This is a genomic window from Burkholderia pseudomultivorans, from assembly GCF_001718415.1.
Classification (GTDB): domain Bacteria; phylum Pseudomonadota; class Gammaproteobacteria; order Burkholderiales; family Burkholderiaceae; genus Burkholderia; species Burkholderia pseudomultivorans_A.
The window spans coordinates 119556-144606 of record NZ_CP013377.1 but is presented as its reverse complement, the minus strand read 5'-3'; the positions used below and the strand labels follow the sequence as shown (position 1 = coordinate 144606).

Below are 25051 nucleotides of genomic sequence, written 5' to 3'. Positions count from 1 at the left end.
TCAGTGAGCGCGTGCGCGGCGCACCACCGCGCCCGCCAGCATCAATACGATCGTCAGTCCAACGAGCAGCGACGACGCGGCCGCGACGACGGGAGTCAGGTCTTGCCGCAGCGTCGCCCAGATCCGTACGGGCAGCGTCTGCAGCGTCGGGCTCGACATGAAGATCGACACCACGACTTCGTCCCACGACGCAAGGAACGCGAACACCGCGGCGGCGAACAGGCCGAGCCGGATGGCAGGCAGCGTGACGCGCAGCTTCACCGTGAGCGGCGATGCGCCACAGATCAGCGCGGCATCTTCCAGCGCCGTGTCGAAGCTCACGAGCGAATTGCTGATCGAGATGATCGAAAACGGCAGCGCAATGATCAGGTGGCCGATCACGAAGCCGGTCATCGTGCCGTTCAGCCCGATACGCAGGAAGAACGCATAGAGCGCAACGGCGAGCACGACAACGGGCAGCACCATCGGCGTCAGGAAAAAGCCCCGCACCGCCTCGCGGCCGCGGAACTTGCCGCGCACGAGCGCCAGCGAGGCAAGAAACCCGATCGCGACGGACAGCATCGTGACGATGATCGCCAGCTTCGCGCTGGTCAGCAGCGAGTCGATCCAGCCGGCGTCGGTAAACAGCTGCCGATACCATTCGAGTGTCCAGCCCGGCGGCGGGAAAATGAGCCATTGCGAATCGCCGAACGACAACGCGACGATAAACACGATCGGCAACAGCAGGAACAGTGCAACGGCCGCGCCCACAGCCACCAGGATCCAGCGCAGCGCGCCGAGGCGATCGAAATCGAGCAACATGTCAGCGACCTCCGGCGGCGTTTGTGCTGCCGGTGAAGCGCAGCTGCAACGCATAGAGCGCAAGCGTGACGGCAAGCAGGACGAAGGCCGCGGCCCCCGCGAGGCCCCAGTTCAGCAGCTCCTGCACCAGCTGCGCGATCAGTTCAGCCAGCATCATGTACGACGGCCCGCCCAGCAGCGTCGGCGTAACGAAGTAGCCGAGCGCCATGACGAACACCATCAGCGCACCGGACGCCACGCCGGGCATCGCGAGCGGCACCAGGATCCGCCAGAACGCCTGCCAACGGCTCGCGCCGCACACCGCGGCTGCGCGCAGCGTCGACGGGTCGATGCTGCGCAGCGTTGCATGCAACGGCATCACGAGGAACGGCAGCATGATGTAGGTCATGCCGATCGTCACGCCGGTCAGGTTGTTCACGAGCGACAGCGGCTCGCGGATCACGCCGAGTGCCATCAGCGCGCGATTGATCGGCCCTGTTCCCTGCAGCAGCACCATCCACGCGAACGTCCGTGCGAGCAGGTTCGTCCACATCGACAACAGCAGGATCGCGAACAGGACCGAACTGAGCCTGCGCGGCGCGATGGCGAGCAGCCACGCCATCGGAAAGCCGACGATCAGGGTGACGAGCGTCACGACCGTCGCGACGACGAACGTATTGCCGAACACGCGCACATACGTCGTCGAGCCGAGCAGTTGCTCGTAGTTGTGCAGCCCGGGCGTCGGTTCGAGCACGCTGCGCAACAGCAGCGACAGCACCGGCAGCAGGAAAAAGATCACGAGCAGCAGCATCGCAGGGGCCAGCAGCCGCATGCTGCGCCAGTCGCGCCGCTTGCGCGGCGGCGTCGCGGCAGGATGCGCGACGGTACTCAATACGTTGGGCATGGTGTCTCCTTTGTCGGCCGGCGCCGGCACTTCAGTGCCTGTTTCCGCTGGCCCCATGCAGGTTCGTTGCTCTGCCGCGCCGGTTCCATCCGGTTCGGGATCCTGAATGGCGTTCAGGTCGGTACGACGCGACGCATCGGCTTACTTCGACTGCCACGCGTACCAGCGCTTTGCGATCGCATCGCGGTTCTCGGCCCAGTACTTCATGTCGAGATTGATCTGCGAACCCTTGTACTGGTCGGGCAATGCTTTCGCGATCGCCGGCGGCATCAGCGCAGCCGACTTCACGTTGATCGGTGCATAGCCGGTATTGGCGGCGAACCTGGCCTGGGCCTCTGCGCTCGTTGCGGCGGCCAGGAACTTCATCGCCGCGTCGCGATGCTTCGCCCCCTTCGGGATCACGAGCATGTCGGCGGCGGTCAGGTTCTGATTCCACGACATGCCGACCGGTACGCCCGTCTGCGCAAGCGCATGCAGGCGGCCGTTCCAGAACATGCCGATCGGCGCTTCGCCCGACGCGAGCAGCTGCTGCGATTGCGCGCCGCCGCTCCACCAGACGATGTCGCCCTTGATCGAATCGAGCTTCCTGAACGCGCGGTCGAGATCGAGCGGATACAGCTTGTTCGGCGCGACGCCGTCGGCAAGCAGCGCGATCTCGAGCACACCCGGCGCCGACCACTTGTAGAAGGTGCGCTTGCCCGGGAAGCGCGTGGTATCGAACAGGTCCGCCCAATTCTGCGGCTGCGCGCCCGTGTACTTCGCCTTGTTGTAACCGAGTACGAACGAATAATAGAAACTGCCCACCGCGGACGGCGTCGCGAAGCGCGGGTCGAGATCGGCCTTCTTCACCACGGAATAGTCGATCGGCTCGATCAGCCCGGCCTTTTCCGCCGCATACGCGAAGTCGCCTTCGACGTCGACCACGTCCCAGCTGACGTTGCCGCTTTCGACCATCGCCTTGAGCTTGCCGTAGTCGGTCGGTCCGTCCATCAGCACCTTGATGCCGCTCGCCTGCGTGAACGGCTGCGCCCAGTCCTTCTGCTGCGACGACTGGGTCGTGCCACCCCAGCTCGTGAACACGATCGGCTCCGCCGCGAGCGCCGGTGCGGCGCAAAGAACGGCCAACGGTGCGATACAGGCAAGCTGCGATGCCAGACGCGATGCTGCGAAACGCGGGATGCTACTGCTGCTCATGGTCTCTCTCCAGGTGAAACGGGTGCGGCTCGCGGCCACCGGAACGGCAGCCCTCCGAATACGCGTGCTCAGTCCGGCAGCGCGCGCCGCCGATGCCGTTATGCGACAGCCAGCGGCTGGACCGTACCGGCCTGCGCGTCGCCAACGTAGATTCCATATGCGTCCTGCCGGCGTTCGCGCACGTAGCGCTCGAGCATCGAGCGCACGGCGGTATCGGCGATTTCGTCCCAAGGAACCTGCCACAGCGGCACGATGCGGATACTGCTGTCGAACCACGGCGAACCGGTGGGCATCACGCGGCCGCGGTAATAGATGTGCACGCCCGGCTCGCGGCCGCCGGCCGATTCGAAGACGGCGAACAGGAAGTCGAGATGCGCGTTGAGCCCGAGTTTCGCCAGCACGCCGCGCAGGCTCGCCGCATCGCTCGCCGGTTCGAGCCGGCTGCCGGTCGGCAGGCGCAGGCCGCGCGGCGTATCGACGAGCACCAGCCCGTCGCGATGTTCGAGAATCGCGCCCACCTGCGCGCGCCCCGCCGCGGACAACGCCTCCTGCGACAGGCTGAAGTTCACGTACGCGCCGCGGCAATAGCCGAGCGGCGACGCGCTTGTCTGCGCGAAGTCGACCACGCGTCCGATCAGGATGATGTGGTCCCCCGCATCGACCACGTCGTGCGTTACGCAGTCGAAGCTCGCGGCCGCATCCCGGATCACCGGGGCACCTGTCTTGCGCGTGTCCCACGGCACCCGGGCGAATTTGTCCTGTGCTTTCGATGCGAACACGCCCGACACGTCGGTCTGGTTTTCCGCGAGCACGCTGACCGCAAAACGCTGCGTGGCCGAGAACACCGGATGGCTCGACGCCGTCTTTGCGATGCACACGAGAATCAACGGCGGATCGAGCGACACCGACGTGAAGGAATTCGCGGTGAAGCCACGCGGCGAACCGTCTGGCTGGATCGTCGTGACGACCGTCACGCCGGTGACGAATGTGCCGAGCGCACGGCGAAAGCCGGACGCGTCGAATGCCCGCTGCGTGATGGACTCGGTTGTCGACTCGGTCATGGCGTCCTCCCGTAATGGCTGTGCCGCTCGATGAGATTATGGTATGCCATCTTATGGGCTACAACGAGCGGCGTTGTATTATGGAATACCATGAGTCGAATCAACAGACGAAACAAAAGGCCGCCGGCAGGTGTGCCGACGGCCTTTCATGGTGAATCGCGCGTATCGACGCCCGCGCCGGCGTGCCGTCAGCGATCGCCGACGGCCTCTTCCTGCTGCTGCGCGAGCGCGGACAGTGCCAACTCGGACACGCGCTTGATGTGTGCAGCCGATGCCGCCGCGGCTGCGTCGCCGTCGCGCCGCTCGATCGCGTCGAGCAGGCGGTTCATCTCGGTATTGGAATCGCTGCCACGCCCCGGCATCGCGATGGTCAGCGCACGCAGGCGGTTGATGCGCGCGTTAAGCGTCTTGACGACCGTCAGCGACACCTGCTTGCCGGCCGCCTCGAACAGCGCTTCATAGAAGCGCTCGGTGTATTCGAGCACGCGCGGCAGATCGTCCTTCTCGAACGCATCCTCGATCACCGCGCGATTCTCGCGCAGTCGCTGCACGACTTCGGGTGTGGCGCTCTCTGCGCACGCACGCGCGGCATTGGCTTCGAGCAGCCCGCGCAGTTCATAGATCTCGCCCACCTGCGCCGGATCGAGCCGCGCGACCACCGGCCCCTGCCGCGACACGGTCTCGACCAGCCCTTCCGTCTCGAGATGCCGCAGCACCTCGCGCACCACCGTGCGACTCACGCCGAGTTCGTCGCAGAGCGTGCGCTCGACGAGCCGTGCGCCCGGTCGGAAATAGCCCTGCACGATCGCGCCGCGCAGCTTGTCGAGCGTCAGTTCGCGCAGGGTCTTGGCATTGCGGTCGATTTTCAGGTCTTGCATGGACGGCACTCTTGGAAACGGTGTGGGCCTGCAGCCGGCCACGAACCGGCCGCCAATATGGAATGCCATATTATGACCTAACTGTCAGCGAGCTTTCCATCCCGCCCGCCGCGCGCCTGCCGACATCGCCCGCTCAGCCCTCCAACCCCTCGACGATCGCGATCTGTGCGCGGCAATGTCCATCCCGCTTCGCCTTCGCCGCCTGGTATTCCGGTGAGTGATAACACGCGAGCGCAGTGTCCATATCGGGAAAGCGGATCACGACGTGGCGCTCGAACGCGTTGCCCTCGAGCGTCTGCGACGCGCCGCCGCGTGCCAGGAACACAGCGCCGAACTTCTTGAACGCCTGCGGCGCGAGGTCCGTGTAGTCCTTGTACTTCACGGGATCCAACACCTGCACGTGAGCAATCCAGTACGCACTCATTTTTCACCTCCGCTTTCGCGCAATTTCAAGACACGGGTTAACACTCATGGCATGCCGTAACATGGTATACCACAATGAATCTCACAATCAACGCATGAAAGGAAGGTGCCATGAGCCTGATTCGGAAGTCCGTCCTCCACGTCGAAACGCTGTACGTGGATGGCGACAAGGTCGCTGCGAAACCGCTGAAGATGATCGGCGCGGTCGCCGTGATCAAGAACCCGTGGGCGGGCCGCGGATACGTCGAGGACCTGTCGCCGGAGATTCGCGCGCTCGCACCGCAACTGAGCGAACACCTGACGAAGCTGATCCTCGACGAAGCCGGTTCGGGCGACGCCGTCGAAGCGTTCGGCAAGAGCGCGATCGTCGGTCTCGACGGCGAGATCGAGCACGCATCCGCGCTGATCCACACGCTGCATTTCGGCAATACGTATCGGACGGCCGTCGGCGCGAAGTCGTATCTCGCGTTCAACAACACGCGCGGCCCGGCCAACGCGCCGCTGCTGATTCCGATGATGGACAAGAACGACGAAGGCCGCCGTTCGCACTACCTGACGCTCCAGTTCTCGATTCCGGACGCGCCGGCCGCCGACGAACTCGTCATTGCCCTCGGCGCCGCCACCGCCGGCCGGCCGCATCACCGCATCGGCGACCGCTACAAGGATCTCGCAGAGCTCGGAAATGACGTCAAGAACCCTGCCGCTGTCAAATAACCGAGTCGCCCACTATCTCGACCAGGGCGCCGGCGAACCGCTGGTGCTGATTCATGGGGTCGGCATGCAGGCGAGCGCGTGGTATCCGCAGATCGACGACCTGTCGCGCGACTTTCGCGTGATCTCCGTCGACATGCCGGGCCACGGGAGGAGCGATCCGCTCGACAACGACGCCGAGTTGCCGCAATTCGTGCAGTGGGCGGTCGAGTTCATCGACGCGCTGAAGGTCGGCCCCGTTAACCTGGCCGGCCATTCGATGGGCTCGTTGATCGCAGCCGGCGTCGCCGTCACGCGCCCCGATCTCGTCAAGCGCGTGGCGGTCCTGAACGGTGTGTACCGCCGCACCGAGCAGGCGCGCGAAGCCGTGCTGCAACGCGCCGCCGAATTGCGGTCGGGCACCGTCGACGTCGATACGCCGCTCAAGCGCTGGTTCAATGCGGAAGAAGCGCAGCAGGCCGCCGCGCGAAAGGTGCAATCGTGGCTGCAGTCGGTCGACCTCGCCGGTTATGCGATCGCGTACCACGCCTTCGCGAACGGCGACGACGTCTACGCGGACGCGTGGCACCGGATCGCGTGCCCCGCCCTCGTGCTGACGGGATCGGACGATCCGAATTCGACGCCCGAGATGGCGCGGCAAATGGCGCAGGCCGCGCAAGACGGTAAGGCCGTCGTGATCGAGAGCGAGCGTCACATGGTGAACCTGACCGCGCCCGACACAGTCAATCGCGCGCTGCGCGCGTGGCTGCAGACCGTGCCGCAGGCGGAAACCCTGAAATCGGAAGTGTGACATGAGCCAAGCAATCAGCCAGGAAATGCCGGTCATCAACACGCGGGAACTGCGCGATGCGTTCGGCGCCTTCATGACCGGCGTGACGATCGTCACCACCGTGCGCGACGACGGCCAGCCGCTCGGCTTTACCGCGAACTCGTTCTCGTCGGTGTCGCTGGATCCGGCACTGCTGCTCGTCAGCATCGCGAAGACGTCGAGCAATTTCCAGACGTTTTCCACGGCCGGTCACTTTGCGATCAACATCCTCGCGGAAGGGCAAAAGGACCTGTCGAACAGGTTCGCGCGCCCGAGCGACGACCGCTTCGCGAACGTCGGCTGGCATCTGAGCGCACATCGTAATCCGCTGATCGACGACGTCAGCGCGTGGTTCGACTGCACGACGCACGAAGTGATCGATGCGGGCGATCACGCCATCATCGTCGGCAAGGTCGAGGCGTTTCATTCGGCAGGTTACGCGGGGCTCGGTTACTACCGCGGCGGTTATTTCACGCCGGCGAAGCTGTCGACCGAAGTCATCGCGGGCCCGAAGGTCGTCGTCAGCGCGATCATTGCGCGCGACGACAAGGTGCTCATGATCCGCACCGCCGAAGGCAAGTGGACACTGCCCGCGAAGGAGATCGGCCGCGAAGGCGCCGACAAGGCGCTCGCCGAACTCTTCCGGCAATACCAGCCCGACGCATCGGCAAGCTTTATCTATTCGGTCTACAACAATACCGAGACGCACTACCAGTACATCTCGTTCCTCTGCAGCGCACCGGATGAAGCGGCGGCCGCCGGCGAATTCGTGAGCCTCGACGATCTCGACGCCGACGCGTTCCAGGACAGCGCGCTCGCCAGCATGCTCGAACGCTATCGCAAGGAGAGCCAGCTGAAGAGTTACGGCCTGTACTTCGGCGATCACAGCACCGGCACCGTCCGTCCGCTTCTTTCCTGAAAGGTCCCATCATGCGTTTTTCGCTTTTCGTTCACATGGAGCGCGTCTCCGACCAGACCAGCCAAAAGCAGCTGTACGACGAGATGGTCGAGCTGTGCCAGATCGCCGATCGCGGCGGCATGCACGCCGTCTGGACCGGCGAACACCACGGCATGGATTTCACGATCGCGCCGAACCCGTTCATCAACCTCGCCGATCTCGCGAACAAGACGAAGCGCGTACGGCTCGGCACGGGCACGGTCGTCGCGCCGTTCTGGCATCCGATCAAGCTCGCCGGCGAAGCCGCGATGACGGACATCATCTCGGGCGGGCGCCTCGAGCTCGGCATCGCGCGCGGCGCCTACTCGTTCGAATACGAGCGCCTGATGCCGGGTCTCGACGCGTGGAGCGCAGGCCAGCGCATGCGCGAGCTGATTCCGGCCGTGAAGAAGCTGTGGGAAGGCAATTACGCGCACGACGGCGAATTCTGGAAGTTCCCGTCGACGACATCGTCGCCGCTGCCGCTGCAGCAGCCACATCCGCCGATCTGGGTAGCCGCGCGCGACCCGAACAGCCACGAGTTCGCGGTGGCCAACGGCTGTAACGTGCAGGTCACGCCGCTGCATCTCGGCGACGACGAAGTCGAGAAGCTCGTCGGCCACTTCAACGCCGCGTGCGCGAAGTACAGCGACGTGCCGCGCCCGCAGATCATGCTGCTGCGTCACACCTATGTGGCGAGCAGCGAGGACGACGCGCAGCTGGCCGCCGACGAAGTCAACGTGTTCTACAACTACTTTGGCGCGTGGTTCAAGAACGAGCGTCCGGTCAGCCGCGGGATGATCAAGCCGCTGAGCCGCGACGAAATTGCCGCTCACCCGTTCTACACGCCGGAAGCGATGCGCAGGAACAACGTGATCGGCACGCCCGCCGAAGTGATCGAGCGCCTCAAGGCCTATGAGGCGCTCGGCTTCGACGAATACTCGTTCTGGATCGACACCGGCATGAGCTTCGAACGCAAGAAGGCGTCGCTCGAGCGGATGATCCGCGACGTGATGCCGGCGTTCCGGTAAGGGGGCGATGTCATGAATGCACATTTTCAACTGTATATCGACGGGCGGTTCGAACCGGGCGCCACGACCTTCGGCAGCATCAATCCGGCGACCGGCGCCGTGTGGGCGCAGATGCCGGAAGCCCGCACGGACGAAGTGAATCGTGCGGTCGCGGCGGCCCGCCGTGCACTGACCGATCGCGCCTGGGCAGGTCTGACCGCGTCGGCGCGCGGCAAACTGCTGTACCGGCTCGCGGACCTCGTCGAACAGGCTGCACCGCGGCTCGCCGAAATCGAAACGAACGACACCGGCAAGATCATCCGCGAAACGTCGAGTCAGATTGCATACGTCGCCGAGTATTACCGCTACTACGCCGGCATCGCGGACAAGCTCGAAGGCAGCAGCATCCCCGTCGACAAGCCCGACATGCAGGTATGGCTGGAGCGGCAGCCGGTCGGTGTGGTCGCCGCGATCGTGCCGTGGAACAGCCAGCTGTTCCTGTCCGCGGTCAAGCTCGGCCCCGCGCTCGCGGCCGGCTGCACCGTGGTGCTGAAGGCATCCGAGGAAGCACCGGGGCCGCTGCTCGAGTTCGCGCGCGTCGTGCACGAAGCCGGCTTCCCGCCCGGTGTCGTCAACGTCGTCACGGGCTTCGGCCCGGAATGCGGTGCGGTGCTGAGCAGCCATCCCGATGTGGACAAGGTCGCGTTCACCGGCGGCCCCGAGACCGCGCGCCACATCGTACGCAATACGGCCGGTAACCTCGCCAAGGTGTCGCTCGAACTCGGCGGCAAGTCGCCGTTCATCGTGTTCGCCGATACCGACATCCAGAGCGCGGTGAATGCGCAAGTCGCGGCGATCTTCGCGGCGAGCGGCCAGAGCTGCGTCGCGGGCTCGCGCCTGCTGATCGAGGCGTCCGTCAAGGATCGATTCCTCGCGCTGCTAGTGGAACGCGTATCGCGGATTCGCGTCGGCTCCCCCGGCGAGCGGGAAACCGAATACGGCCCGCTCTGTACCGAGCGACAGCTTCGCCACATCGAGACGGTCGTCGAGCGCTCGGTGCGCCAGGGGGCGAAAGTGCTCGCCGGCGGAAAAAAGCTGGCGCGCGACGGGTATTACTACGCGCCGACGATCCTCGACTGCACCGGCGTCGCGCACGCCGACAGCATCACCACCGAATTGTTCGGCCCGGTGCTGTCGGTCGACACGTTCGAATCCGAGCAGGAAGCGATCGACAAGGCGAACAGCACCGCGTACGGCCTCGCGGCCGGCATCTTCACGACCAGTCTCACGCGTGCTCACCGCGTGTCGAAGCGCGTGCGCTCGGGCATCGTGTGGATCAACACGTATCGGGCCGTGTCGCCGCTCGTGCCGTTCGGCGGCTTCGGCCTGTCCGGACACGGCCGCGAAGGCGGTCTGAGCGCCGCGCTCGAATACACGACCACGAAGTCCGTATGGCTGCGCACGTCGGACGATCCGATCGGCGACCCGTTCGTGATGCGCTGAACGGCGATCCGTTCACCTGCCGTATCGATTCATAAGCCGCAGAGACCAAGCTGCGCGCGCGCGGCGCAGCTTGGTCCGGCAATAACGATGGAGACAGCATGACAAAGCAGGACAGCGACGGCGGCGTTCTCGCCATCGAAAGCAACTCGATCGAATATGTTCCGCCGGAGGCACGACACGGCAAGCCGGCCGACCTCTTCACCCTGTGGTTCTGCACGAACGTCGCACCGCTGGCCGTGATCTCGGGCGCCACGTCGGTTCTGGTATTTCATCTCGATCTGACCAGCGCGATTCTCGCGATCGCAGCCGGGCAATTCTTCGGCGCGATCTTCCACGCGCTCACTTCCGCGCAGGGGCCGCTCGTCGGCGTGCCGCAGATGATCCAGAGCCGCGCCCAGTTCGGCCGCTACGGCTCGCTGCTCGTGGTCGGGTTCACCACGCTGATCTACCTCGGCTTCTTCGTGTCGAACATCATTCTCGCGGGCAAAACACTGCACACCGCCATGCCGACGATACCCGTACCCGCCGCGACCGTCGTCGGCGCGGTGCTCGCGACGCTGGTGGGCGTGATCGGCTGCCACTTCATTCATCGCTTCAACAAGATCGGCGCGTGGTTCATGGGCGGCGCCCTGCTGATCGGCATCGCGCTGATGGCGCCGGCGCTCGATGCACGGATCTTCGAGCGCGGGCATTTCGATTTCGCGAACTGGTTCGCGATGTTCGGACTGTGCGCGGTCTGGCAGATCAGCTTCGCGCCCTATACGTCCGACTACTCACGCTATCTGCCGACCGCCGCCGGGTTCGGGAAGACGTTCGCATACACGTATTTCGGCACGTCGCTGGGCACGATCTTCGCATTCCTGTTCGGCGTGCTCGCAGTCAGCACCGGACATTCGATCGACGCGATGCAGGCGGTCCGCGAGCAGACCGGCGCGTTCGGCTACGTGCTGATCTTCCTGTTTCTCGTCAACATCATCGGCCACAACGGGATGAACCTGTACGGCGCGGTGCTGTCGTTCATCACCGCCGCGCAGACGTTCCGCCCGCACTGGGTGCCGGGGCGCAACGTGCGCGTCGCCGTGTCGGCGGTGCTGCTGGTGGCGTCGACCGCGACCGCGCTGTGGGCGTCGAGCAACTTCATCGCGATCTTCCTGAACGCAATTTTCGCGCTGCGCATCGTGCTGGCGCCGTGGATCGCGATCAACCTGATCGACTTCTATCTCGTCAATAACCGCCATTACCGGGTCGCGGAAATCGTCGGCAGCAACGGCGGCGTGTACGGTGCGTTCAACGTCAGGGCGATCGCGATCTACGTGTTCGGGATTGCGGTGCAGGTGCCGTTCATGGAGGAGAGCTTCTTCCATGGCCCTTGGGCGTCGATTGCCGGCGGCGCAGACGTGTCATGGATGGTGGGCCTCGCCGCCACCGCACTGGTGTGCTACCTGTTCGCTTCGAAGGACGGTTCGCGCTCCCGCAACCAGTGCCCGGCCGGCGCCGGCGCTCTGGATTAACGATGGAATCGATCATGAATGAAGACGACGCGCTGTTTCAGAAAGGCTTGCCGATCCGCCGCGAAGTGCTCGGCCCCGAATATGTCGATGCATCGATGGAGAAAGCCGATGCCTTCATGATGGCGTTCCAGCGCGCCACCACCGCGTGGGCGTGGGGATGGGCATGGGGCGACGACACGCTCGACCGCAAGACGCGCAGCCTGCTGAACCTCGCGATGCTGACTGCCGGCGGCCATACGAACGAACTGAAGCTGCACGTGAAGGGCGCACTCAACAACGGCGTGAGCGTCGACGAGATCAAAGCGACGCTGCTGCATGCGACCGCTTATTCGGGTATTCCGCATGGCTTGAGCGCGTTCAAGGCCGCACATGAAGTGCTGGTAGCCGAAGGAGCATTGAAATAAGCGGACCGCTCGAGAACGGGTGAATCGGGAAACTGGCCGCGGGACGCGATCCGGACAGATTCCGCATCGCGTCCCGCAAACCCGGTCGCGCCGCTCCCGCCTTCTGCCTCATCTTCCCGTTCGAGAAAGGGGCAAGCCCCCTTTCCCGCCCTCCACCCCCGCGATCCGCCTAAGGCTGCCCCGCCCCGCCCGACACCCCATAGATCTGTCCCGTCACGTAGCTCGCGCGCGACGACGCCAGCTCGACATAGATCGACGCGATCTCGGCCGGTTGCCCCGGCCGCCCCATCGGCACCTGCTCGCCGAACGTCTCGACGTTGTGCGTGGTCTGTCCGCCGCTGACCTGCAGCGGCGTCCAGAATGGCCCCGGCGCGACGCCGTTGACGCGGATCCCGCGCTTGATCATCTGCTTCGCGAGCCCCTTCGAGAAATTGGCGATCGCGGCTTTCGTCATCGCGTAGTCGAGCAGGTTCGCCGACGGTTCGTACGCATTGACCGAGGTCGTGTTGACGATCGCCGAACCGGGCGGCATGTGCGGAATGGCGGCCCGCGTGATCCAGAACATCGCGTACAGGTTGGTGCGCAGCGTCCAGTCGAACTGCTCCGTACTGATGTCGAGGATCGAGTCGTGACTCTGCTGACGGCCCGCGTTGTTCACGAGAATGTCGAGCCCGCCGAGCCCGGCCACAGCACGCTCCACCAGCCCGTTGCACGCGCCTTCGCTGCGAATGTCGACGGCCAGCGGCACGGCCTTGCGCCCCGCGCTGCGAATGAGCTCCACGACTTCGCGCGCATCGGGTTCTTCGTCGGGCAGATAGACGATCGCGACGTCCGCGCCTTCCCTGGCGAACGCGATCGCCACCGCGCGGCCGATGCCCGAGTCGCCGCCCGTGATCAGCGCCTTGCGGCCGTCGAGCCGCCCGCTGCCGCGATAGCTGCGCTCGCCGTGATCGGGACGCGGCGTCATGCGGCCCGCGAGACCCGGCCATGGCTGCTGCTGCTGCGGAAACGGCGCATGCGGATAGAGCGGGCGCGGATCGCGCGGCGCCGTGTCGCCCGCGTCGGGCGGCCCGCCCGTCTGCGCGATCGTCGGCAGCGCGACGCTGGCGACCAGTCCGGCCGTCGTGCCTTGCATCCACTTGCGACGGGATTCGGAAACTTCGTCTGACGACATGATGGACTCCGGTACGTGTAGGGGGAATGAAAACGAGACGCGCCGATGCGGCCGACGATCCCGCCGCAGCAAGCGATATGCCGCCGTCGGAGTGCCCCGCCGGCACGCCGGCCGACGCATCCGCTCCACAAATTACAAGCGGCGCGTCATCCGGCACACCCGCGTCCATGCGCGTCGCAACGCCGCCGGGCGCGCCGCGCGCCGAGCGCGGCACGCGCCGAGCGCGGCACGCGCAATGCTCGACGACTGCATGCCGGCTGCGCGCCGGCGCCCTTTCGACACCGAGGAGGACGATCATGAGCGCGACCCACCCGACACCGAACGACGACGACACGACCGCCATGCCGGACCTGCCGTCGCCGGAACGCGACGACACGCGTCACGACGAGTTGCCCGACCTGCCGGATCCCGTCGAGGTGGGCGAGGACGGCTAGCCGGTCGCGCACGCGCGCATCGCTTTACCGGCTCGCCACTCGCCGCGGTTCACCGCGTGCGCCGCTTCTCGCGCGCAGCCTCGCTGGCCGGCACGGCGTCGATGTCCTGCAGCGGCTCGCCCGGGATGCGGCGCTTCGCGGACTGATCGGCGGGCACTTCCGCCGCCGGCTCGGCGAGGGCGTCCGCGCCGTCGCCCTGCGCATCGAGCTGCCGCTCGGCGCGCTGCCAGTATTCGTCGGCCCGGCCGTCCGGCTCGCCGTCCGCCTGCCACAAGCGGTACGCGCGCTCGCGGATCTGCGTTTCCCTGTCTTCGTTCATGAGGTTCTCCTTGTTTGCCATAACGATCAGCGATCCGGCCGCGACGGCGCCGACACCGCGCCGAGCGTCGACGACATCCCGCCGTCCGCGGCAGTGGCGAGGTCGCCGAGCGCGACGATGCCGACCAGCCGCTTCTGCCGGTCCACCACCGGGACGCGGCGAATCTGCGCGTCTTCCATCTTCTTCTGCACCGCCGAAATGTCGTCGTCCTCGTAACACCAGTTCGCGGGTCCGCTGACGACGCCCTCGACACGCTCGTCGGGCGGCACGCCCATCGACACCGCACGCACGACGATGTCCCTATCCGTCAGCATGCCGATCAGCCGGGTGCCGTCGCAGACGGGCAGCGCGCCGACGTTCAGCTCGCTCATCAGCTTCGCCGCCTCGCGCAGGCTCTGCGTCGGGCCGATGGTCGCGGCGTCGCGCGTCATCACTTCCGATACACATGTCATGTTTCGCTCCTTGGTCAGCCGCCCATCGCGGCCTGCTGCACGAGCATCGCGCGTTCCGGCCGCCGCGCCGGTCAGTTTTCCTCGGAGCAGCGGACCGACGTCAGGCCGGCCGACTCGACGACCCGCATCAGCTGTTTCAGCTTCAGGTCGGTGTCGGCCGCTTCGCGCCACTGCACGAGCAGCTCTTCCTCGCGCACCGCGCGCGCCGCCGTTTCGCAAAAGCTCCGCGTCCGGCACGTGAAACCCGCGTCGTGCAGCTTCGCGGCCAGCTGTTCGCGCGCCGCCGAGCCGAGCGGAAACTCGACCTTCACGAGCGCGGTCCTGACGCGCCGCAGACGCTGCTCGACCCATCGCAGCGGCCAGACGACCAGCAGCGCGAGCACCAGCCCGAGCGTGCCGAGCCACAACTGGCCGCCGCCGATGCAGAGTCCGATGACGGTGACGAACCACAGCGTCGCGGCCGTGGTGACGCCGGACACCAGGCCGTCGCGATGCAGGATCGCGCCGCCGCCGATGAAGCCCATCCCGGTCAGGATGCCGAGCGGCAGCCGCATCAGGTCGAGCACCGAGAACGCGCCCTCCGGCTTGCCCGCCTGCAGCAGCAGCGCATTGACCTGGAGCATCGACAGGCATGCGGCGAGACAGACGAGGATCGTCGTGCGCAGTCCGGCCGTCTTGCCGGATTCGCTGCGGTCGAGGCCGACCAGCCCGCCCGCGACGAGCGCCAGCACGATCCGGACGAGGACGTCGTGCCACTGCAGTTCGATCGGCATCAGTTCCATACGCGCCTCCCGTGCAAATCGTCGTCCGTCGGGGCGCGAACGCCGCCGACGACGCTTGCCGGACGCAAGGATCGGGCCTGCTGTCCCGGTCACACGGTGCATGCGCGCGCATCGTGTAGCGGTTCGGGCGGAATTGTAGAAAGGGGGCGCTCCGCGAAGCACACGCATGCGTCGGCATGCGTGCCGGCGTGCGCGCGACGGTATGGAGGAATAGGGCCGGATACCGGCGCCGGGTATGGCGGATGCGCGGCGAGCGGTCGGTCGGCCGACACCCGGCCACGCCATCCGACGACCATTCCGGGACGCCAGCCGGGATGCGGTGCCCGGCGCCAGCCGATCGTCGTGCCGGCGTCGCCGCGGCGGCAATCCCACGCTCGAAGCGCCCTTACGAAGGAGTTCGACCATGCTCACGCAGAAAACGAAAGACATCGTCAAGGCCACGGCCCCCGTCCTCGCGCAACACGGCTACGACATCATCAAATGCTTCTACACGCGCCTGTTCGCCGCGCATCCGGAACTGAAGAACGTGTTCAACATGGCGCACCAGGAACAGGGACAGCAGCAGCAGGCGCTCGCGCGCGCCGTCTACGCATATGCGGAAAACATCGAGGATCCGGGCAGTCTCGCGGCCGTGCTGAAGAACATCGCGAACAAGCACGCGAGCCTCGGCGTGCGTCCCGAGCACTACCCGATCGTCGGCGAACACCTGCTCGCCGCGATCAAGGAGACGCTCGGCGACGCGGCCACCGACGACCTCATCTCCGCGTGGGCGCAGGCCTACGGCAATCTCGCCGACGTGCTGATGGGCATGGAAAGCGGGCTGTACGAGCGCTCGTCCGCGCAGCTCGGCGGCTGGACCGGCTGGCGCACCTTCATCGTGCGCGAGAAGCGGCCCGAAAGCAGCGTGATCACGTCGTTCATCCTGGCGCCGGCCGACGGCCAGCCGGTCGCGAATTTCGAACCGGGCCAGTACATCAGTGTCGCGGTCGACGTACCCGACCTCGGCCTGCAGCAGATTCGCCAGTACAGCCTGTCGGACATGCCGAACGGGCACACGTACCGGATCTCGGTGAAGCGCGAAAGCGGCGGCGCCTATCCGCCCGGCTATGTGTCGTGCCTGCTGCACGACCACGTGAACGTCGGCGACGAGATCAAGGTGGCGGCGCCTTACGGCAGCTTCCATATCGACGTCGACGCGAAAACGCCGATCGTGCTGATCAGCGGCGGCGTCGGGCTGACGCCGATGATCAGCATGCTCAAGCGCGCGATCCAGGATCCGCAGCGGCAGGTCGTATTCGTGCACGGCGCACGCAACAGCGGCGTGCATGCGATGCGCGACCGGCTGCGCGAGACTGCGAACACCTATGCGAATTTCAGTCTCGTCGTCTTCTACGACGATCCGCTGCCGCAGGATATCGAAGGCACGGATTACGACCTGAAGGGGCTGGTCGACGTGAACGCGATCAAGGGCGCGATTCTGCTGCCCGACGCCGATTACTACATCTGCGGGCCGGTGCCGTTCATGCGGATGCAGCACGACGCACTGAAGAACCTCGGGATTCACGAATCGCGGATTCACTACGAAGTGTTCGGGCCGGACCTGTTCGCGGAATAGGCGCGCGCAGCGGGCCGGCTGCGCCGCGACGATCGTGCTCGCACAGCGACGCTGGTCGCCGCAAAAGCTTCGCAGTACAGTAAAATACGCGCTCATTCGACGCATCGCCCCACAGCGGCTTCGCTGCAGCCCACCCTTCGACGGCAGGAAACATGGAGTTACGCCATCTGCGCTATTTCGTGGCTGTCGCCGAAGAGCGCAGCTTCACCCGCGCCGCGCAGCGGCTGCATATCGCGCAACCGCCGCTGAGCCGCCAGATCCAGCAGCTCGAGCAGATGCTCGACGTCCAGCTGTTCGAACGCAACTCGCGCCCGCTGAAGCTGACCGAAACCGGGCGCTTCTTCTATCAGCATGCAGCGCAGCTGCTCGCGCAGACAGCCGAACTCGAATCGATGACGCGTCGCGTCGGCAAGATCGAACGCAGCCTGTCGGTCGGCTTCGTCGGCTCGACGCTGTACGGCATGCTGCCGAAGATCATTCGCCGGTATCGCCAGAAGTACGCGGAAGTCGAGCTGAGCCTGCACGAGATGTCGACGATGGATCAGATCAAGGCGCTGAAGGAAGGTCGCATCGACGTCGGCTTCGGCCGCATCCGTCTCGAAGATCCGAGCATTCGGCGCGTGGTGCTGCGCGAGGAGCAGCTGATTGCCGCGCTGCCGCTCGGCCATCCGCTGTGCGCGGCGAAAGCGGTCGTGTCGCTGCACGACCTGCTGAAGGAAACGCTGATCATCTTCCCGAAGGCGCCGCGCCCGAGCTATGCGGACCAGGTGCTGGCCGCCTTTCACGATCGCTCGCTGAAGCCGGCGCGCGTGCTGGAAACGCGCGAGCTGCAGATCGCGCTCGGCCTCGTCGCAGCAGGCGAAGGCGTGTCGATCGTGCCGAAGAGCGTCTACGGGCTGAAGCGCGACGATATCGAGTACAAGGATCTCGACGACGCGAAGCTCGTGTCGCCGATCATCATGAGCATGCGCATGCTCGACCAGTCCGAAGACCTCGAGCGCATGCTGCAGCTCATCTACGACCTGTACGTCGAGCACGGCATGGAATACCTGCCGCCGTCCGAACCCGATAGCCCGCCCGCGAAGGACTGAGCCGACCGCCACCGGCGAGTCGGCCCGCGACGCACGGGCTCAGCGGGGCGCCGCCGCCACTTCCGGCCCGGCGGTGCGATGCGCGCGCAGGCTGAACGCCGCGAGCGCGGCGCCGGCGAGCGGCACCGCCAGTGCGATGAAGAAGCCCGACGGGCCGCCCCACGCGAGGAACGTGCCGCCGATCGCCGATCCGGCAATCGCGCCCGCGCGCCCCATGCCGATCGCCCAGCCGGTCGCGGTCGCGCGCAACGCGGTCGGATACGCGCCGACGACCAGATAATTCAGCGCGATCTGCTGGCCGCCGATGCCGAAACCGGCCGCGCCGACGAGCACGAACACGAGGGTCCAGTTCGTGCCGGCCTGGCCGAGGCCCACCGCGATGACGATGCCGAACGCGAACATCGCGCACAGCAGGTTCCGCGTATTCACGCGCGGCAGCACGATCGACAGCGGGATCGCGCACACGATGAAGACGGCGTTGACGATCACGGTGCCGAGCGGCGCCTGCTGCGCGCTCAGCCCCGCCGCCTTCAGCACGGTCGGCAGCCACGACAGCAGCATGAACCATGCGATCCAGTTGAGCAAGTAGATCGCCCAGATGCCGAGCGTCCTGCCCGCATAGCCATCGCGGAACAGCGCGCCGACGCTCGCCTTCGCGCTCGCCTCGTCGGGCACGGCGAACCGCGCATCGGCCGGCAACGGCTGCGCAACGATCCTCGACAGCGTCGCGCGCACGCGTTGCTGCGCCCGCGCATCGCCGCGCGACGCCTGATAGAACAGCGATTCCGGCAGCAGCAGCGCGACAACCGCCAGCACGACGAGCGGCACGCCGCCGCCCACCACGAAGATGCCCTGCCAGCCAATCGCCGGCAGCATGCGCGCGGCGAGCAGGCCGCCCAGCATGGCACCGGCAGGCAGGCCGAGCAGCACGCCGGTCATCACCGCGCCGCGCACACGCGCCGGGCAGTATTCGGCGGCGAGCGCGAGCAGCACCGGCGTGCATCCGCCCATGCCGAGCCCGGCAACGAAGCGCAGCGCGAGTATCTGCGCCGGCTCGCTCGCCCACGACGTCGCGAGCGTCGCCGTGCCGAACAGCGCGAGCCCGATCATGATCGCGGGCCGTCGTCCGATGCGGTCGCCGACGAGGCCGAGCGTCATCGCGCCGATCGTCATGCCGACGATTCCCGCGGTCAGGATCGGCGCCAGCGCGCCGGCCGGCAGCCTGAACCAGGCGAGAATCGCGGGACCGGTGAACGCGATGGCCTGCGTGTCGAAGCCGTCGAGCAGCGCGATCAGCACGCACAGCGCGAGCACGCGGAACTGGAACGCGCCCAGCGGCGCGTCGTCGATCAACGCCGGAATCGAGCGGGTAGAAGCAAGGGTCATCGGAGCGAGTCTCCAGGTCGGGGCCGCGACGGCGGCACGAACGCGGCGGTCATGCCCGCCGCACCGCCACCGCCTTGATTTCGACGATATAGCCGGGCGCACCGCCGAGCATGTGCGCGCCGACCGCCGTCCAGGCCGGCTTCGGATCCGTGTCGAAATAGCGGTCGCGCACCTGCATGAACAGCGGCAGGTCGCGCATGTCGGTGTGAAAGCTCGTCAGGTCGACGACGTCCGCGAGCGATGCGCCGGCCGCCTCCAGCACGTAGCGGAGGTTGTCGAACGCCTGCGCGATCTGCGCTTCGCGGCCCTCGACCAGTTGCATCGACAGGTCGCGGCCGATCTGGCCCGACACGTAGATCGTGTCGCCGACGCTGATCGCCGGCGCATAGCCGATCTTCTCGTACACCGCTTCCATCCCCGGCGGGACGATGGCCTTGCGTTCATGCATGCGTGTCTCCTGGTCCGGCGTCGCGCGCCGGTAGATTGTCCTGCCTCGGAACGACAGACGACGGACGAAGGCGGCGCGGCGGCCGCCCGCATGCGCCGCCCGCGTCGTCAGCCGTTGTCGCCGCCGGCGACGGGCAGCACCGCGCCCGTGATGTAGCTCGCTTCGTCCGACGCGAGGAACACGATCGGCGCGACCTGCTCGTCGAGCGTGCCGTAGCGCTTGAAGAAGGTCGATTCGGTGACCTGGCGCACGGCCTCGTTCATCCACGCCTTCTCCTGCTCGCTGTCGCCGGCCGCATTGCGCGGCACGCGGCGCGGCGGCGCGCTGGTGCCGCCCGGCGCGGCCGCGACCACGCGGATGTTGTGCTCGCCGTACTCCATCGCGAGCGCCTGCGTGAGCGCGTTGACGCCGCCCTTGGCCGCCGAATACGGCACGCGGCGAATGCCGCGCGTCGCGTTCGACGACACGTTGACGATGGTGCCGCCGCCGCGCGCGAGCAGATGCGGCAGTACCGCATGGCATGCGTACAGCGTCGGCATCAGCGAGCGGCGGATCTCGGCGTCGATCTGCGCCGGCTCGAACTCGGCGAACGGACGCATCCGGATCGCGCCGCCGACGCCGTTGACCAGCACGTCGATGCCGCCGAACCTGCGCGCGGCGAACGCCATCGCCGCGTGCGCGCCTTCGTAGGTCTCGAGGTCGGCGACGAAGCCGGCCGTCTGCTCGCTGCCCGCTTCGGCCGCCACCTCGCCGACGAACTCGGCGCGGTCGACGAACAGCACCTTGCCGCCTTCGGCGGCGATGCGCAGCGCCACGCCGCGGCCGATACCCTGTGCCGCGCCGGTGACGACCACGACCTTGTCCGAGAATCGCGGTTTCATCATGCCGCCTTCAGCGTCGCGTTGGGCGTGAACTTCTCGTAGTGGAAGCTGTTGGGCTTCACGCCGGTATCGTCGAAATGCTTGCGCACCGCGTCGACCATCGCCGGCGGCCCGCACAGATAGACGTCGACGTCGCCGTCGTTCAGCGCATCGGCCGGGATATGCTGCGTGACCCAGCCCTTGCGCGGATGGTTCGACGCTTCCTCGGCCACGACCGTCGCATAGCTGAAGTTCGGCAGCTTCGCGACGAACGCCTCGATCGCGTCGACCTGCACCAGGTCGAGGTCGCGCGTCACGCCGTAGATCAGATGGACCTTCTGCTGCGAACCGGCGCGCGCGAGCACTTCGAGCATCGACAGGAACGGCGCGAGGCCCGTGCCGCCCGCGAGGAACAGCAGCGGCCGCTGCACGTCGCGCAGGTAGAAGCTGCCGAGCGGGCCGTGCAGGGCGAGCGTGTCGCCCGGCTTCGCGGATTCGAGCCAGGTGCTCATCACGCCGCCCGGAATCTTCTTGATCAGGAAGCTCAGCTTCGTCTCGCCCGGCGCCGACGAGAACGAATACGAGCGGTGCTGGCCGCTGCCGGGCACGTCGATGTTCACGTACTGGCCCGGCAGGAACACGGGCGCGGCGGCGGAGGCGTCCACGTCGAGTTCGAGCACGATCGCCGCGTCGTTGTGCGGCTCGACTTTCGTCACGGTCGCCGCGAACTGGCTGTTGCCGGTCTTGCATGCGGTGGACGAGGTCGGCACCGCGATCACGCAGTCGCTCTGCGGCACCATCTGACAGGTCAGCACGAGGCCGCCGTTCTTCTCGTCCTCGCTCAGCGCATCGTCGATGTAGTCGTCGCCGAGATCGTAGCTGCCGCTTTCGGCGCGGCACTTGCAGGTGCCGCACACGCCGTCGGAACAATCCATCGGCAGGTTGATGCGGGCCCGAAACGCCGCGTCGAGCACCTTCTCGCCGGCCTTGCAGTCGATGAAGCGGGTCACCCCGTCCTCGAAGTTCAGTGCAATCTTGTAGCTGGACATGGCAGTCGCCTCCACTTCCTTTTCAATTCCGGACGATCGGCTCAGACGTGATAGACGTCGAGCACCTGCCGGATGTAGTCGTTCTTCAGCACGATCTTCTTGTACGAGATCAGCAGTTCGTCGCCGACCTTGCGCAACGTGACGAACATCGTGCCGAAGAAGTGATCCGTCACGCGGTAACGATGGTTGAGCGTGTCGAAGTTGTAGCGCACGTCCACCTCGTCGTCGCGCTCGGCCAGCACTTCCACGTTCGTCACGTTGTGGCTCGTGCGCGGCTCCGGCGTCGATGCGCCGCTGCGCTCGGTCTTGATCCGGAACACGCGATCCTCGAGGCCGCCGCGATCGGGGTAGTACATCAGCGAGATCTGGCTCTCGTGATCGTCGGTCAGCCGGTCGTCGTCGTCCCACGCCGGCATCCAGTAGGTGACGTCTTCCGTGTAGCAGGTCAGCCATTCGTCCCACTGGCGATCGTCGAGCAGGCGCGCTTCGCGGTACAGCGCCGCGCAGATGGTGCGGTAATCGAAGCTCATGACAATGCCTCCTCGCGTTCCTTCTCGAGTGCGCCGCGCATCACGCGCACCCAGTATTCGTGCTGGCACACGAACAATCCTTCGTCTTCGCTGCGCTCGCCCGAAATCAGCGGCTTCAGCCCCATCTTCCTCGCGTTCTCGTCCGCGCCGTGGATCCACAGCGGCGCGCCGCGCGACAGGTCGTTCCACATTGCCGTGGCGCCCGCATAGCCGGACTGGCAGGCGCGGAATTCCTCGAGGTCGTCCGCGGTGCCCATTCCCGACACGTTGAAGAAATCCTCGTACTGGCGAATCCGCAACGCGCGATCCTCGGCGCTCTCGCCCTTCGGCGCGAAGCAGAAGATCGTGACCTCGGTCTTGTCGACGCCCAGCGGCCGCACCACGCGAATCTGCGTGCTGAACTGGTCCATCAGGAACACGTTCGGGTACACGCACAGGTTGCGCGTCTGGTTCACGATGAAATCCGCGCCGACTTCGCCGACGCGCGCCTTGATCTCGTCGCGATGCCGATAGACCGGACGCACTTCCGGATTCATCGTCTGGGTCCACAGCAGGATGTGGCCGTGCTCGAAGCCGTACACGCCCGCGACCGACCTGCTCCAGCTGTTCGCATCCACGGCCTTGGTGCCGTCTTCCTTGCGGCGGCCCATCGTCGCCGCGTAGTTCCAGTGCACGGTGCTGACGTGATAGCCGTCGCAGCCGTTTTCCATTTGCATCTTCCAGTTGCCCTCGTAGATGTACGAGGAATTGCCGCGCAGCACTTCGAGGCCGTCCGGCGCCTGGTCGACGATCTGGTCGATGATCACGCGCGCTTCGCCGAGGTAGTCCTCGAGCGGCAGCACGTCGGCGCTGAGGCTGCCGAACAGGAAGCCGCGATAGCTCTCGAAGCGCGCGACCTTCTTCAGGTCATGCGAGCCGTTCGTGTTGAACTGCACCGGATACTCGGTGGTCTTCTCGTCCTTCACCTTCAGCAGCTTGCCGCTGTTCGAGAACGTCCAGCCGTGGAACGGGCACGTGAAGCTGCCCTTGTTGCCGTGCTTGCGGCGACACAGCATCGCGCCCTTGTGCGCGCATGCGTTGATCACCGCGTGCAGCTCGCCGGTCTTGTCGCGCGTGATGACGATCGGCTGCCGGCCGATCCACGTCGTGTAGTAGTCGTTGTTGTTCGGGATCTGGCTCTCGTGCGCCAGATACACCCAGTTGCTCTCGAAGATGTGCTTCATCTCGAGATCGAACAGGTCCTGGTTCGTGAAGATGTCGCGGCGGCAGCGGAATACGCCGTTTTCCTTGTCATCCTGCACGGCGGTGGCCAGCAGGTGATCGAGTTCGTTGGCTTTGTCGATAATGGCAGACATGACTCCTCCTCCCATGCACCCTCCGCGCACTGCGGAGAAGGACTGCATCGGTGTCGAATGATTCTCGCGGGAGCCGGGCCGGCGGCAGCGCGGGCTGCCGCCGCCCGGGTGTTAGGCGCTGACCGAAGCGCGCGGGCGATTGACGATCTGGTTGTCCTTGCCCTGCACGAGCGGCGTCAGCACGATGTCGAACTGGATGTCCTGGTACGCATCGGCCTTCATGCCCAGCGCGGCGCCGCCGGTCTTTTCGACCACGTGCGGGATCAGCTCCTCGCGCGTCGCGTACGCGAAGTCGTCCCAGATCAGCGGATCGCCTTCGATGTTGAACTGCGTCGTCAGCTTGCGGTGACCTTCGCCGCTCACGAAGAAGTGCACGTGCGCCGGACGGTTGCCGTGCCGGCCGAGGCCGTTCAGCAGTTGCTGCGTCGCGCCCTGCGGCGGGCAGCCGTAGCCGACCGGCATCAGCGTGCGGAATTCGTACTTGCCGTCGGCGCCGGTCCGCACCGCGCCGCGCAGGTTGAACTCGGTCTGCGCGCCGGTCGGGTCGAAGTGCGAGTAGAAGCCGTTCGAGTTCGCGTGCCAGCATTCGACCACCGCGCCGGCGACCGGCTTGCCGTCCGTGTCGGTCACCGTGCCGTGGATCACGAGCGGGCCGGCGTTGGCGTCATCGTCGAGGTCGATCTTCGATACGCGGTCGCGCACCGGCGCGCCGGCGACGTACAGCGGGCCTTCGATCGTGCGCGGCGTGCCGCCGTCGAGGCCGGCTGCCTTGTCGGCCGCGTCCATCCGGATGTCGAGGTACTTCTCGAGGCCGACGCCGGCCGCGAGCAGCGCCGCTTCGCCGTCCTGGCCGAGCTTGTTCAGGTAGTTGACGCCGGCCCAGACTTCATCGGGCGTGATGTCGAGATCGTCGATCGCCTTGAACAGGTCGCCCAGCAGGCGGTGGACGATCTGCTGGAAGCGCGCGTTGCCGGTGTCGCCGTTCAGGTTCGAAGCGGCCTTCAGCAGGTCCTGGACTTCCTGGGTATCGAATACTTTGACGCTCATGATGTGTGTCTCCACGTGTATTTGGAAAAAATCGACCGGGGCGCGCGAGGGGAACGGGCGGTGCTCCGGTTCAGGCGTCGCCGTCACGAATCGACGACGGGTGGCGACACAACGGCGTCACCGAAATCTTCATGTACGGGAACAACGGCAGGCCGGTCAGGATGTCGTGCAGCTCGGCGTTGCTGTCCGCGTCGAAAATGCTGTAGTTCGCGTATTCGCCGGCGATGCGCCAGATATGGCGCCACTTGCCGCTGCGCTGCAGTTCCTGCGAATACGCCTTCTCGCGCGCCTTGATTTCGTCGGCGACGCCGGCGGGCAGGTCGGCCGGCAGGTTGACGTCCATGCGTACGTGGAAAAGCATCGTGATGGTCCTGTTCGGTATCGA

At 66.2% G+C, this 25051-nt stretch carries 28 protein-coding genes; 10 read left to right on the top strand and 18 right to left on the bottom strand.

The window, feature by feature from the left end:
• From WS57_RS00615 to WS57_RS00590, 6 genes are all read right to left on the bottom strand, one after another.
• Nucleotides 1-801 (bottom strand): ABC transporter permease, encoded by an 801-nt coding sequence (locus WS57_RS00615; RefSeq protein WP_009689029.1) that lies wholly within the window; start codon nucleotides 799-801, stop codon nucleotides 1-3.
• A 1-nt stretch (nucleotide 802) separates the two neighbouring features.
• On the bottom strand, nucleotides 803-1684 hold the full coding sequence (locus tag WS57_RS00610; RefSeq protein ID WP_059516977.1) for an ABC transporter permease: 882 nt from the start codon (nucleotides 1682-1684) through the stop codon (nucleotides 803-805).
• Between the two features lie 141 nt (nucleotides 1685-1825).
• Nucleotides 1826-2878, bottom strand: a complete 1053-nt coding sequence (locus WS57_RS00605) for an ABC transporter substrate-binding protein (protein ID WP_059516979.1) — start codon at nucleotides 2876-2878, stop codon at nucleotides 1826-1828.
• A 98-nt stretch (nucleotides 2879-2976) separates the two neighbouring features.
• Nucleotides 2977-3939, bottom strand: a complete 963-nt coding sequence (locus WS57_RS00600) for a flavin reductase (RefSeq protein ID WP_059516981.1) — start codon at nucleotides 3937-3939, stop codon at nucleotides 2977-2979.
• Nucleotides 3940-4127: 188 nt separating this feature from the next.
• On the bottom strand, nucleotides 4128-4817 hold the full coding sequence (locus WS57_RS00595) for a GntR family transcriptional regulator (RefSeq protein ID WP_009689024.1): 690 nt from the start codon (nucleotides 4815-4817) through the stop codon (nucleotides 4128-4130).
• A 133-nt stretch (nucleotides 4818-4950) separates the two neighbouring features.
• Nucleotides 4951-5241 (bottom strand): DUF1330 domain-containing protein, encoded by a 291-nt coding sequence (locus WS57_RS00590; RefSeq protein WP_009689023.1) that lies wholly within the window; start codon nucleotides 5239-5241, stop codon nucleotides 4951-4953.
• Nucleotides 5242-5351: 110 nt separating this feature from the next.
• Here WS57_RS00590 and WS57_RS00585 point away from each other — a divergent pair, with 110 nt between their 5' ends.
• The 7 genes from WS57_RS00585 (at nucleotide 5352) to WS57_RS00555 (ending at nucleotide 12124) form a co-directional block, all read left to right on the top strand.
• Nucleotides 5352-5954: an amino acid synthesis family protein gene (locus WS57_RS00585; protein ID WP_059516983.1), complete on the top strand. Its 603-nt coding sequence runs from the start codon at nucleotides 5352-5354 to the stop codon at nucleotides 5952-5954.
• Nucleotides 5923-6741, top strand: coding sequence for an alpha/beta fold hydrolase (locus WS57_RS00580; RefSeq protein ID WP_059516985.1), 819 nt, complete (start codon nucleotides 5923-5925; stop codon nucleotides 6739-6741). Before WS57_RS00585 ends, WS57_RS00580 begins: the two co-directional genes overlap by 32 nt.
• A gap of 1 nt (nucleotide 6742) precedes the next feature.
• The gene (locus tag WS57_RS00575) at nucleotides 6743-7678 is read left to right on the top strand and encodes a flavin reductase (RefSeq protein WP_009689020.1); all 936 of its coding nucleotides are present in this window, start codon (nucleotides 6743-6745) and stop codon (nucleotides 7676-7678) included.
• 11 nt (nucleotides 7679-7689) lie between these two features.
• Nucleotides 7690-8727 (top strand): LLM class flavin-dependent oxidoreductase, encoded by a 1038-nt coding sequence (locus WS57_RS00570; RefSeq protein WP_009689019.1) that lies wholly within the window; start codon nucleotides 7690-7692, stop codon nucleotides 8725-8727.
• A 12-nt stretch (nucleotides 8728-8739) separates the two neighbouring features.
• Nucleotides 8740-10209 carry an aldehyde dehydrogenase gene (locus WS57_RS00565; RefSeq protein WP_059604900.1) on the top strand — a complete coding sequence of 490 codons (1470 nt, stop codon included), beginning with the start codon at nucleotides 8740-8742 and terminating at the stop codon, nucleotides 10207-10209.
• A 98-nt stretch (nucleotides 10210-10307) separates the two neighbouring features.
• Nucleotides 10308-11720: a purine-cytosine permease family protein gene (locus WS57_RS00560; protein ID WP_009689016.1), complete on the top strand. Its 1413-nt coding sequence runs from the start codon at nucleotides 10308-10310 to the stop codon at nucleotides 11718-11720.
• A 14-nt stretch (nucleotides 11721-11734) separates the two neighbouring features.
• The gene (locus WS57_RS00555) at nucleotides 11735-12124 is read left to right on the top strand and encodes a carboxymuconolactone decarboxylase family protein (protein WP_059516993.1); all 390 of its coding nucleotides are present in this window, start codon (nucleotides 11735-11737) and stop codon (nucleotides 12122-12124) included.
• A gap of 169 nt (nucleotides 12125-12293) precedes the next feature.
• On the opposite strand, the gene WS57_RS00550 is transcribed toward WS57_RS00555, so the two are convergent.
• A complete protein-coding gene (locus WS57_RS00550; protein WP_009689014.1) occupies nucleotides 12294-13298 on the bottom strand; it encodes an SDR family oxidoreductase in 1005 nt (334 codons plus the stop codon).
• A gap of 296 nt (nucleotides 13299-13594) precedes the next feature.
• Between WS57_RS00550 and WS57_RS37500 the strand changes: the two genes are divergently transcribed.
• Nucleotides 13595-13732 (top strand): hypothetical protein, encoded by a 138-nt coding sequence (locus WS57_RS37500; protein ID WP_167361709.1) that lies wholly within the window; start codon nucleotides 13595-13597, stop codon nucleotides 13730-13732.
• 49 nt (nucleotides 13733-13781) lie between these two features.
• Here the strand turns inward: WS57_RS37500 and WS57_RS00545 are convergent, their stop codons facing one another.
• The 3 genes from WS57_RS00545 to WS57_RS00535 form a co-directional block, all read right to left on the bottom strand.
• Nucleotides 13782-14051, bottom strand: a complete 270-nt coding sequence (locus tag WS57_RS00545; RefSeq protein WP_009689012.1) for a DUF2934 domain-containing protein — start codon at nucleotides 14049-14051, stop codon at nucleotides 13782-13784.
• Nucleotides 14052-14077: 26 nt separating this feature from the next.
• On the bottom strand, nucleotides 14078-14503 hold the full coding sequence (locus tag WS57_RS00540; RefSeq protein WP_059513038.1) for a CBS domain-containing protein: 426 nt from the start codon (nucleotides 14501-14503) through the stop codon (nucleotides 14078-14080).
• A gap of 71 nt (nucleotides 14504-14574) precedes the next feature.
• Nucleotides 14575-15285: an MgtC/SapB family protein gene (locus WS57_RS00535; RefSeq protein ID WP_009689010.1), complete on the bottom strand. Its 711-nt coding sequence runs from the start codon at nucleotides 15283-15285 to the stop codon at nucleotides 14575-14577.
• A gap of 403 nt (nucleotides 15286-15688) precedes the next feature.
• Between WS57_RS00535 and hmpA the strand changes: the two genes are divergently transcribed.
• Together hmpA and WS57_RS00525 are read left to right on the top strand one after the other, a co-directional pair.
• Nucleotides 15689-16900 carry an NO-inducible flavohemoprotein gene (gene hmpA / locus WS57_RS00530; RefSeq protein ID WP_069243612.1) on the top strand — a complete coding sequence of 404 codons (1212 nt, stop codon included), beginning with the start codon at nucleotides 15689-15691 and terminating at the stop codon, nucleotides 16898-16900.
• A gap of 152 nt (nucleotides 16901-17052) precedes the next feature.
• On the top strand, nucleotides 17053-17991 hold the full coding sequence (locus WS57_RS00525) for a LysR family transcriptional regulator (protein ID WP_040130808.1): 939 nt from the start codon (nucleotides 17053-17055) through the stop codon (nucleotides 17989-17991).
• A gap of 39 nt (nucleotides 17992-18030) precedes the next feature.
• Here the strand turns inward: WS57_RS00525 and WS57_RS00520 are convergent, their stop codons facing one another.
• The 8 genes from WS57_RS00520 to catC all read right to left on the bottom strand — a co-directional run bounded on the left by WS57_RS00520 (nucleotide 18031) and on the right by catC (nucleotide 25027).
• The gene (locus tag WS57_RS00520) at nucleotides 18031-19377 is read right to left on the bottom strand and encodes an MFS transporter (protein WP_069243611.1); all 1347 of its coding nucleotides are present in this window, start codon (nucleotides 19375-19377) and stop codon (nucleotides 18031-18033) included.
• 49 nt (nucleotides 19378-19426) lie between these two features.
• Nucleotides 19427-19825, bottom strand: a complete 399-nt coding sequence (locus WS57_RS00515) for a RidA family protein (RefSeq protein WP_009689005.1) — start codon at nucleotides 19823-19825, stop codon at nucleotides 19427-19429.
• Nucleotides 19826-19932: 107 nt separating this feature from the next.
• On the bottom strand, nucleotides 19933-20709 hold the full coding sequence (gene benD / locus WS57_RS00510; RefSeq protein WP_040130806.1) for a benzoate diol dehydrogenase BenD: 777 nt from the start codon (nucleotides 20707-20709) through the stop codon (nucleotides 19933-19935).
• Nucleotides 20706-21734: a benzoate 1,2-dioxygenase electron transfer component BenC gene (gene benC, locus WS57_RS00505; RefSeq protein WP_009689003.1), complete on the bottom strand. Its 1029-nt coding sequence runs from the start codon at nucleotides 21732-21734 to the stop codon at nucleotides 20706-20708. Before benC ends, benD begins: the two co-directional genes overlap by 4 nt.
• A gap of 41 nt (nucleotides 21735-21775) precedes the next feature.
• On the bottom strand, nucleotides 21776-22264 hold the full coding sequence (benB, locus tag WS57_RS00500; RefSeq protein WP_009689002.1) for a benzoate 1,2-dioxygenase small subunit: 489 nt from the start codon (nucleotides 22262-22264) through the stop codon (nucleotides 21776-21778).
• Nucleotides 22261-23619 (bottom strand): Rieske 2Fe-2S domain-containing protein, encoded by a 1359-nt coding sequence (locus tag WS57_RS00495; RefSeq protein WP_009689001.1) that lies wholly within the window; start codon nucleotides 23617-23619, stop codon nucleotides 22261-22263. Before WS57_RS00495 ends, benB begins: the two co-directional genes overlap by 4 nt.
• 111 nt (nucleotides 23620-23730) lie before the next feature.
• The gene (catA, locus tag WS57_RS00490; protein WP_040130803.1) at nucleotides 23731-24666 is read right to left on the bottom strand and encodes a catechol 1,2-dioxygenase; all 936 of its coding nucleotides are present in this window, start codon (nucleotides 24664-24666) and stop codon (nucleotides 23731-23733) included.
• Between the two features lie 70 nt (nucleotides 24667-24736).
• Nucleotides 24737-25027, bottom strand: a complete 291-nt coding sequence (gene catC / locus WS57_RS00485; protein ID WP_009688998.1) for a muconolactone Delta-isomerase — start codon at nucleotides 25025-25027, stop codon at nucleotides 24737-24739.
• Nucleotides 25028-25051 lie beyond the last annotated feature (24 nt).